Below are 11394 nucleotides of genomic sequence, written 5' to 3'. Positions count from 1 at the left end.
AATATTATCCATTTAAGAAGTCTTTAATATACTTTGTCTGCTCAGGATTCTTTATCAAAAAAGCATCATGTCCATAATTCGATTCTATTTCGCAAAATGATGTATCTATATTGGCATATCTGTATGTAATAGCAATATCAGCTGACTGAGAACTAGGATAAAGCCAATCAGATATAAAAGATATTACTAAAACATTTTTAAGAGATACTTTCTTCTTATTTTTTATTTTCTTTATTTCATCTTTAACATCAAAAAAATCCATAGCCTTAGTAAGATATAAAAAACTATTTGCATCAAATCTTGTTGTAAATTTTTCTCCATTATAATGAAGATAATTTTCGACTTCAAATGAAGGTGTAAAATATTTAACGGCCTCTTTTCTCTTTCTTCCGAACTTCTTTCTCATATATTCTTCACTCATGTAAGTAATATGTCCAAGCATTCTAGCCAAAGCAAGCCCTCTGTCTGGAGATGACATTCCATAATATTTTCCGCCATACCATTCTGTATCTTCTGTTATAGCCTGTCTTGCTATTTCATTTAATGCTATCTGCATAGGAGAATGACTCATTGAGCTCGCTATTATTATAGCTTTTTCCATCATTTGAGGATAAGATGCTGTCCATTGTAAAACCTGCATGCCTCCCATAGACCCGCCTACAACACAATAAAGCTTTTTTATTCCAAGAGAATCAATTAGTATCTTTTGAACATTAACTATATCTTTAATTGTAAAAGTAGGAAAATCTGTTCCATAATATAAATTACTGTTAGGCTTTTTAGATGAAGGACCTGTAGTACCTGAGCATCCTCCTAAAACATTGGAACATATTACAAAATATTTATCTGTATCTATGGCTTTCTTCTTGCCTACAAAATTACTCCACCAAGAAAGTACATCAGCATCACCTGTAAAAGCATGACATACCAAAATAGCATTATCCATATGAACATTTAAATGTCCGTTTGTTGTATAAGCTATAGTTAATTCATTTATAGAAACTCCATTTTCAAATTTGAAAGATTTCTCATAATTTAAATATTTAATTTCAGTTTTTTCCTGCTCATTAATTTTTTGTTCTTTTTTATTTTTTCTTATACTTCTCATAAAATAACCCTCTTTATTAAAAACAGAAGTAATTATTTTTATACATATGTTTTTTATAGTTTCAATTATTTACTTGCTATAGTTAAAGCCTCATCCAAATAATAAAGTATATCGTCTATATGCTCTATGCCAATAGAAAGTCTTATAAAGTTTTTACTTATTCCGCCCTTTATAAGCTCTTCTTCAGATAATTGAGAATGTGTAGTAGAAGCAGGATGGGCTACCAAACTCTTAACATCTCCAACATTAACCAAATGAGAAAATAATTTTATATTGTCTATAAATTTAACAGCAGCCTCATATCCGCCTTTAATACCGAATACAACCATTCCTCCGAATTTATCTTTTAAATATTTACTAGCTGTTTTATATGAAGGGTCATTTTTAAGTCCAGGATATCTAACCCATTCAACTCTATTATCTTTCTCCAAAAACTCAGCAACCTTTAAAGCATTATATGAATGTCTCTCCATTCTCAAAGCTAAAGATTCTATCCCTTGAATGAATATCCAAGAATTATCAGGAGAAAGACAAGCACCTAAATTTCTAAGAGGAACAGTTCTAACTCTTAAAGCAAATGCTATGCTTTTAAGTTCATCAGGTAAATCATAAGCCCAGCGAAGACCATGATAATTAGAATCAGGTTTTGAAAATAATGGAAACTTGTCGCTTTGCCAATTAAAATTACCGGAATCAGTTATAATACCTCCTATAGCATTGCCATGTCCTCCTATCCATTTAGTAAGAGAATTAATTACTATATCTGCACCATGCTTAATAGTTTGAAGCAGATAAGGAGTTGTAAATGTAGCATCAACTATTAAAGGTATGCCGGCATTATGTGCTATTTTAGAAACTTCCTCTATATCTGTAAAATCTAATGAAGGATTTGAAATTGTTTCTATATATATTGCCTTAGTATTATCAGTAATAGCCTTAGCAAAATTTTCAGGATTTTTAGCATCTACAAAAGTAGTATTAATGCCCAATTTAGGAAGTATAGCAGCAAATTGAGAATATGTACCGCCGTATAAACTATACGAAGAAACTATTTCATCTCCAGCCTCGCATATAGTAATTATTGTATAAAATATAGCATTTGTTCCGGATGAAACAGCTATCGAAGCCTTACCTCCCTCTAAAGCTGTTATTCTTTTTTCAAGAACATCTGCTGTAGGATCTCCTAGTCTTGTATAAATATAACCTAATTCTTTCAAATCAAATAAATCAGCTGCATGTTTAGAATCTCTAAACAAATAAGAACTTGTCCTATAAACAGGTACTCCTCTGCTTGCAAATGTATCATTATAATCCTGCCCTGCATGAGCAGCTAATGTTTCAAATTTTAATTCTCTTGACATTGTTCATTCTCCTTTTAATAAATTCATAATTTAAAACAAAAAAGCCGTCAAAACTTTGACGGCTGAAATTACAAAATAAAATATAAATTATACTATACAGCCATCATTATAAAGATACGCATTTGCATGAGGCAAAGGAGTTTATTTATAATAACAAATGGTTTCATCAAAATTTCCTATATGTATAATTATATGATAATAAATTATATATTAATATAAAAATATTTTCAATAGTAATTATATTTTTTATAATCAATTCTTAAATTTAATTATTTTCTCCATACCAATCCACATTACGTGTAAAGTACATAGCAAGAGCAATAACAGCAAATAATCCTAATGTACCCATTAATAATGCATAGTCTGTTAATTGTAATATTCCAAATAAGAATACATAAATTAAAGCCTCTACTATTGCCATTGAAACAGTATATTTAGGAGATTTAATTATGTAGCCTATATAAATAGAAGTTAAAGCCGTTACCATTAATGCACTTATGAAATAACTAATATTAAAGTTAATATGCTCTGATATAGCTAAAAGGAGTAAGTAGAATATTGCATTAGCTATACCTATTAATATATATTGAACTGGGTGAATTCTTTTCTTTGAAAGCACCTCGCATAAAAATAGTAGAAAAAACGGAATGAATATAAATAATATAGCATACTTTACACTTCTTGATGTTTTTTGATAATTATCATTAAGAAGTAAAAAAGATATTAAAACATTATTATTTGATCTATTAACATTTTGCTCCTCAGTCCAAAATTGATTATTGTCTGTACTACTTGCTCTATTGGCATTTTCTTCGCTAGTCCAATATTTAGTGAATGCCGTATTAAAACTAGCTATTTGCCACTCGGCATTGAATCCATCATTATTAACTTCTCTTTTTGTAGGTAAAAATCCACCTGTAAAACTAGGATCTTTCCATTTTGAAGATATTTTAAAAGTATTTTCAGAAGCTAAAGGAGTGATAATAAGAGAATTTCCGCCTTGAATATCCATTGTAATATTAAAATTAAATCCATTCAATATATTATCTCTTGAAATAGTATATAAAAACTTATTATTAAACATATTCAAAGATATATTAATATTTTTCTCATAATATTTAAGCTCTTCATTTTCATTAACCAATATATTAGGAAGTTTCATAAGATTCTTTTTGTTTCCTATACCTAATATAACCATAGCCTCATCATAAAGTATAGTATTATTATTTTCATCTAAATTATATATTTCCGCATTATATTTATCAAATCTTCCTGTGATATTTAATTTAGAATTGAAAATAGGAGCTTTAAATATACCTCTGCTTAAACTAGAAACTTCAACATCCCCAGTAATATTATATTCATTAGGCATATAAAAAATATATTTTCTTACATAGCTTATTTCTTTAGTTTCGCTATCAATAACCCTAGTTAAATATGGTATGGCAACAACTATACCTTGTATATTAGCACTATCTCCTACAGGCTCTATTATAGAAGATACAGCTTCCCTTTGATAGTTAATCCTATCTCTTACAACACTGTTTATAAATGCCATAGGAATTAAAAGCAAAAGCCCTAATATCACTATTATAAGTATTTTAAATCCTAAAGTTTTTGTAATCTCATTAATATTTTTAATCATCATAAACCTCTTAATTTGTATATATAAATAAAATATAAAAATATATAAAAATGTAAAATATAATTTTTTGACTAAATAAAAAGGAGCTTGACAATAAATCAAACTCCTTAATAATTCATATTACCATTTAAGTACAAATTCCGTATAAATCTCACCATCTTTAGTAGATTTACTTATTTCCATAGTAGCCCTAATATGAGTAATAGACTCAAGTAAAAGACTAGCCCAAGCAAGTACTGCAAGCTCAATCACTTCAGGGTTCTCATTAAAATTAGTAAGATGCACAACTAACAACTTTTTTCTAGCCTTAATAAGCTCTATTTTGGCAGGCGAGAACAAGTTAGGAAATATATGTTCTGCAGCATAAGTTAATGCTATATGTTTAGGAACTAAGAATAATAAAGGTCTTACATATTTCGGTACTATTTGTCCGAAGTGATATTCTGATACCTCTTTAATACCTGTATTAGTTCCGGCATAGAACAAGTCGCATAGCAATTTATATGTTTTATGGAAAGAAGTCATATACGGATACCATTCTTTACTTGATATATCATTTTTAAATATTAAAGCAGATGAAGGCTCCATTGATGAAAGCCATTTTTGATATCCTTCCTCACCAAATTTAGTTTTAACAAACTCTTTTAATATAATTAAAGTAATACCTCTTACTTTTTGAGTTATAACATCTTTTTTACCTTTAACATCTTTAATCTTATATTTTGATATTTCAAATTCAAGTTCTGATAACAATCTATTATTATCAGAAGCAAATTTATTCATTGTATTTGCAGAAGCTGAAAGATTATTAGAGCTTTCAGAAATATTTTCTACACTATTATGAATAGACTCAGATATATTTTTAAGTTTATTCATAGTTTTAGAAGCATTAATAGATATATTATTCAAAGACTCAAGATTTTCTTTTATAGTTGTAAGTTTATCAGCAACATCAATATACTGTGTCTTAATATGTTCGCTAGACTGAGATATATTAGTAATAGAATTTACTATCTCATTTATAGCCTTTAATTGTTCAATAGAAGATAAATGAACAGTTCCCATAATCTCAGTAACTTCTTGAACATCTTTAGTAAGTATATCAAATTGTTCTGTTGATTCTGTTAAATCATTTGTTGTAGTTATAATTTTATCTTCTATATTTTGAAGAACTTTATTAGCATTATCCGCCTGTTCATTGGATACTTCTGATAATTTACGTATCTCTTCAGCAACAACAGCAAAACCGGAACTATATTTACCAGCATGAGCAGCCTCAATAGCAGCATTCATAGCCAAGAGGTTTGTTTGATGTGCTATATTTCTAATAGAACTTACGAAATTAGAAATGAATCCTAAAGCATTTCTTAAATCCCCTGTAGCCATAGATGTAGCCTGCATTTTTTCTTTACTTTTAATAGAAGCAGCTGATAAATCTTTAGCTTTATTACTTGCTTTAGAAATAATAGAATCTATATTTTCAATAGTTTTGCTCATCTCTTCTACTGCAGTAGCTATTTGTTCAATACTTTCACCTTCTTCTATAATTTTATTTTGAAGCTCTCTAGTATCTTTTTCTATCTCATCAATATTGCTTGTATTTGAAGATATATATTCCTGCATATTTTGATTGTTGCTTTCTACAATTTCTACTTGATTTAATTCATCATTTACATTATTTCTAATAGTTTCGATACTACTGTTGATTCCATATATTACTTCTAAATTTTCACCTAATTTTTCAGATAAAGTATCACTTTGTTTTTTAGAAGTTAAAATGGTTCTTTTAACACTTGAAAGTACAGATTGAAGAGAATTATTTAAAAGTACTACCCACTTTGTCATCTCTCCTATTTCATCACTTCCTGAAATTTCCGGTATATTAATAGTTAAATCTTTATTATTTACAGAATCTCCTATAGCATCAGATATTTTCGTAATAGAGCTAAATAACATTTTTATAAAGAATATAATAGCTACTATTGCCATCAAAAATGCTATGATTATAGTATAGAATATAGAATTATTCATACCATTAATTTGAGAACTATAATAAGATTCAGGTATAAGCATTACAACGTTAATAATATTAGATATAGTTGATATATATGATTTATAAACCACTCCATTTATCGTAATATCTTCAACTTTTACATTACCAGCAGCTAAATTAGCATTTAAAACATCATAATAATCTGGGTATAATATATCTAATTTTACATTATTTAATTCTCCATTTTTAGAATTAATTATAGTTAAATTAGATTTATCTATAACTAAAAGTTCAGAGCCTTCTATATTAAAAATATCTTTTATATAATCAATAGAATAATTAAATATTATGCCAACATTTGCTATACCTATTATTCTATTATTATTTATATCAGATATAGTAGAAGGGATATTCAATTTTATATTATTATTCTCATTATTAATGAATGGATTTAATAACCTATGTGACAATATTCTTCTGCTTTCAACATTATAATTAGTCATTAAATAATTATATATAGTTTCATTTGTATCAATATTTATATAAGAATATTGATTATCAATAGTTGAATATCTATACATAGTATAGGCAGCATTAGCATTAGTTATAGCAGAAGGATGAATTAATATATCAATTACTCTATTAAAATAAAGCTGAGATTCGCTTATCGATGCTGAAAGGAAATCTTTAAAATAGTTATTAATATACTCAGAATCGGCATTTCTAATATTATTATAACCTATAGAAATAGAAGATGATATTTTTAAAATTTCTTCCCTTGCTGATACAATATTGTACTCAAACTCTTTTTCTATAAGCCTAAATTTATTATCAAGACTTCTTTCTGTGATAGTAAAAAAAGTTTCTGTATTTAAAGTATTACTTAGAAAGTTTGTGCTTAATGCTACTAGAGCCATTACACCAACTATCATTAAAATTATACGAATTTTTATACCCATTGCAAAATGCTCCTATGAACTTTAGTATCGGCATTATAAGCGTATTTTTTAAAAAATTTGTTCTATAATAATATATACTTAAAAACAATAACTGTAAATAGATATTATAAAAAAAGTATCATTATTTTAATAATATATTAAACAATATTTACATAATATATACTTTTTCATCATTTATTTTTTAATAAAAAAATTAAACTATATTACAATTACAAAAAAGGCGATATCTAATAATAGATACCGCCGCACAAAAAATTTATATAAACTTACACACCCATTCTGTTTATTACAACATCAAGTAATTGATCCATTACGCTAACAACTCTAGCAGAAGCATTATAACCATGCTGATACATAGCCATCTGTGCTACTTCTTCATCTAAGTTAACACCTGATACAGACTGTCTTAATTTTTCAAGATATTCCATAACAACTGTTTGTTTTTCTGTTTCGGCATTAGCTGTTTCTGTTCTTGATGCTATTCTTGCTATACTTCCTGTATAAAAATCATTAAATGTAGATTTACTGTCTACCATTATTTCTTTATTTTTTAAGTTGGCAATAGCTAATGCATTAGAACCATCTCCTATTCCATTCCATTTATCATTAAATCCATTACCTGTAGTATCTATACCTTTTGAAGCTGCTATGTAATTTACATCATTTCTGATAATATCATTAACTGCAATTGCTGCTGAAGGATGTCTGTAAGGAGTAGTAGTAAAGTTTCTAAAATCACCAGCAAGCTGATTAACCTGATCTGTAGTCTGCCAATTATAAGCACCTGCTGCACCTGATTGATTAAGAACTCCTGTAATACCTACTAAGAAATCCCCTGAATCTTCTATATGCTTAATGAAATATGAAGGCTTCATATAATCATCAAAACCTCTAGCTTTAAGTACAAGTCTGTTATTATCATCTAAATAAGCTGATACATTAGCTTGGCTTGAGTTAATTTTATCTATTAAATCACCTACTTTCATTTGAGCAGTATAATCAATAGCAACATCAGCACCTTCTCTAGTTCTATTTCCAAATATTAAAGTTCCGCTGCTTCCCACACTGTCTGTAGCTTCTACTGAATTAATACCGCTTACTTTAAACATTATAGTAGAATCTTCCTGTCCGTCATTATTAATATCATAATTACCTATCACAGAAGGAGTAGCCTTTGTCATAGTAAAGAAATCAACACCTGTTTCCTGATTAAGTCCGAAACCGCTTCTATGTACTTCGTTTACACTGTCTGCTAAATTCATAGCAAAAGTATCTAAATCATTAATAGCATCAACAGTATCAACATCTCTAAGTTCTACTAAAGCTTTTAATTCTCCGCCCTCAAATTGAACCTGAACATGATCTTTTTTCCAATAAATATCATACATTCCTTCATTGTTGATATTTCTCTCTATGCTTAATTCACTAACAACATTACCTTGAATTAAAGCTCTTCCGCCTATATAGATCATAGTTTCATCAGGGTCTATTGATTTTATATCAACATTAGCAAGAGAAGAAAGTTCATCTACTAATAAATCTCTTCTATCCAATAAATCATTAGGGCTTTGTCCCAATGCTTGCTGTTTAACTATTTCAGTATTCAAATCCTTTATGGAACTTGCAATATTATTTATTCTATTTACTTTATTTTCAACAAGATTATTCAAGTTATTGCGCATTCCGTTCATTTGACCAAACATCTGATTTAATGAATTATTTATTCTATCAGCTCTCTCTACCAAAACCATTCTTGTTCCTCTTTCGGTAGGATTAGTAGCCATTTCCTGCCAAGCATCCCAGAAAGCATCCAAATCGCTTCTTAAATTTGAATTGCCAGGCTCATTATAAATAGACTCTAATTGTTTAAGATAATCAGATTTAGTTTTCCAATAACCATCTGTTCCAAGTTCAGCCATAATTTTAGCGTCTATAAACTCATCTCTTATTCTTTCAATAGTAGTTATTTCAGCACCCTGACCTATTTGTCCTGCTCTTTCTGCTCTATTTAAACTTGGTGCTTCCAAAGGCTTATCAAAAGTACGCATTACAACACGCTGTCTGCTGTATCCTTTAGTTGAAACATTATTTATATTATGACCTGTAACCTCCAAAGCTGTTTTAAAGTTTTGAAGAGATCTTTTTCCTAATTCTATACCAAAAAATGAGCTTGTTGACATTATTATGCTCCTTAAAAAATAGTTTACTTCTAATTATTATAATTATCGTATTTATAAAAAAAATTATTAGATTTTTTTATTATTATTGTAACGTTAGGTAACATAATTAAATAAAAATATAAAAACTTATTTGAAGTTAATAGTTATTTTGAATTTAAAAAAATAATAGGCTGCCTTTTTAAAAGACAGCCTATTTAATTATTTTATTTTTTATACTTTAAAAAATTTCATAGCCTCAACAAGTTCTACTGCCTGATTAAGTAATGAATTAGAAGATGAAGATACCTCAGCAACCAAAGCTGCATTCTGCTGAGTTACAGTATCCATATTAGAAACAGCTCTATTAACCTGTTCAACTCCTGCCTGCTGTTCTACTGCAGTTGAACTTATATCCTGCATTATTCTAGCTGTATTCTCTATTTTCACCTGCAAATCATTAAATATTTCCTGAGACTCTCTAGCTGATTCTGTAGCTTTATTAATTTTATCATAGGCATTATCAACTAAAGTAGTAATATCCTTAACTGATGTTTGAGTTGTTTGGGCTAAGTTTCTAACCTCAGAAGCTACAACAGCAAAACCCTTACCCATATCACCTGCTCTTGCTGCCTCTACTGCCGCATTCAAAGCAAGTATATTTGTTTGGAAAGCAATATCTTCTATTATTTTTGTAATATCTTTAATCTTTGTACTTGCATCATAAACTTCTTCTATATTTTTGGTAGTTTCTAAAATTATATCTCCGGCATTTTGAATTGACTCTCTAGAATCTATCATCATTTTATTTCCTTCTACAGACTGATCTGTAGATGATTTTATTGTAGAAGCCATCTCTTCCATTGAAGAAGCTGTTTCTTCCAAACTTGCTGCTTGGGATTCTGTACGGCGTGACAAATCTATACTTCCTTTTGAAAGTTCTTCGGCATTCATTCTTATTTCATCTGCGGAAGTTCGTACTTTAATAATAATTTCTGATAACTTATTTTTCATATTAAAAAATGAATTTGAAAGCACACCCAATTCATCTTTTCTATTAATATTTCTGTATTGAGAACTTAAATTTCCATTGGATATTTCACTTGCAATTAATACCAAATCATTTAAAGGTTTTGTTATACTTTTTATATACATAGCAACAATAATACTAGCCAATATTATAAAAAAAGGACCTATTGTAGATGTTCTAAAAATTATACCTACTATATCTTTATATATATGGCTATTATAATTTGCAAATATAACAGACCAAGGCATTATATTAATATTTTTATAAGCTGCTGAACGTTTTGCTTTACTTCCGCCATAAGTATAAGATTCTATAACACCTTCTGATGTCGTTTTAGTTATATCATAAACATTTGGCAAAGATGTACCTATTCTATTTATATCAGACGATAACATTATGATACCTTCATTGTTTGCTATCGTTATATCTCCATCAAAAGCAATATTGGAAATAAAATCACTATTAACTTTTCCTAAATCTATATTTATATAAACGATACCTATTAATGTCCCTGCTGAATTAAATAAACCTTTACATATAAAGAATAGATTGTGTCTCTATTGATGTAGTATTACCATAAGTACTATTATAATTATTTGATTTTAATCTTGAAAATAATTCAGGATCCATATCGGATATAGATGTGCCTTCAAGCTCTGGTTTATCGCTATCAACTATTATTATACCATTGACATCTGACAAGCCCATATTAATAGCATATCTATTTACAGAAGCAAAATCTTTTAATCTGTTTATACTTCTAATTTTTGCTGCCTCATCATTTGTATCTAAAAGAATATTAAACACTGTTGATGATTTGGCATATGTATTGATTGCTAATAGCTATTCATGCAATACCATATCTATCATAGAAGCGTACCCAGAAACCGTAGACTTAAAACCATTTAATGAAGATCTTTTAACTGCTCTTGTAGATGATAATACAGAAAGAGTACCTAATATCCCAACTGTAGCAAAAATAATCATACTTATAATAAAAGGAACTTTAAAAGATAAACTGTTTATTTTCTTCATAATAATAACCTTAACTAAATTTTATTTACATATTGAAATTTTAATATACATTTAATTAAAATAATTTAAATATCAAAATAAAAAAAATTATACTTTTTTTAAAAAAA

General features: G+C 28.2%; 5 protein-coding genes and 1 pseudogene. All 6 read right to left on the bottom strand.

What is annotated here, in order from left to right:
- Positions 1–4 precede the first annotated feature (4 nt).
- Entirely contained in the window at positions 5–1108 is a 1104-nt protein-coding gene (metX, locus tag T324_RS0101855; RefSeq protein ID WP_051436766.1) for a homoserine O-acetyltransferase MetX, read from the bottom strand.
- A 65-nt stretch (positions 1109–1173) separates the two neighbouring features.
- The gene (locus tag T324_RS0101850; protein WP_028328720.1) at positions 1174–2469 is read right to left on the bottom strand and encodes an O-acetylhomoserine aminocarboxypropyltransferase/cysteine synthase family protein; all 1296 of its coding nucleotides are present in this window, start codon (positions 2467–2469) and stop codon (positions 1174–1176) included.
- 265 nt (positions 2470–2734) lie between these two features.
- Complete coding sequence (creD, locus tag T324_RS0101845) at positions 2735–4114, bottom strand: cell envelope integrity protein CreD (protein ID WP_028328719.1); 1380 nt, start codon at positions 4112–4114, stop codon at positions 2735–2737.
- A gap of 120 nt (positions 4115–4234) precedes the next feature.
- Positions 4235–7066, bottom strand: coding sequence for a methyl-accepting chemotaxis protein (locus T324_RS0101840; protein ID WP_028328718.1), 2832 nt, complete (start codon positions 7064–7066; stop codon positions 4235–4237).
- A gap of 266 nt (positions 7067–7332) precedes the next feature.
- Entirely contained in the window at positions 7333–9246 is a 1914-nt protein-coding gene (flgK, locus tag T324_RS0101835) for a flagellar hook-associated protein FlgK (protein ID WP_028328717.1), read from the bottom strand.
- 210 nt (positions 9247–9456) lie between these two features.
- Positions 9457–11287, bottom strand: a pseudogene (locus T324_RS16470) (methyl-accepting chemotaxis protein).
- Between the last annotated feature and the right edge of the window lie 107 nt (positions 11288–11394).

The sequence above is a fragment of the Brachyspira alvinipulli ATCC 51933 genome (genome assembly GCF_000518245.1).
Lineage (GTDB): Bacteria > Spirochaetota > Brachyspiria > Brachyspirales > Brachyspiraceae > Brachyspira > Brachyspira alvinipulli.
Note: the sequence above shows the minus strand (reverse complement) of the source record. Positions and strands in the feature narration are given on the sequence as shown.

What these genes read in the sequence shown, in the direction of transcription:
- metX (WP_051436766.1), bottom strand. Translation starts at nt 1,108, where the DNA reads ATGAGAAGTATAAGAAAAAATAAAAAAGAACAAAAAATTAATGAGCAG.
- flgK (WP_028328717.1), bottom strand. Translation starts at nt 9,246, where the DNA reads ATGTCAACAAGCTCATTTTTTGGTATAGAATTAGGAAAAAGATCTCTT.
- T324_RS0101840 (WP_028328718.1), bottom strand. Translation starts at nt 7,066, where the DNA reads ATGGGTATAAAAATTCGTATAATTTTAATGATAGTTGGTGTAATGGCT.
- T324_RS0101850 (WP_028328720.1), bottom strand. Translation starts at nt 2,469, where the DNA reads ATGTCAAGAGAATTAAAATTTGAAACATTAGCTGCTCATGCAGGGCAG.
- creD (WP_028328719.1), bottom strand. Translation starts at nt 4,114, where the DNA reads ATGATTAAAAATATTAATGAGATTACAAAAACTTTAGGATTTAAAATA.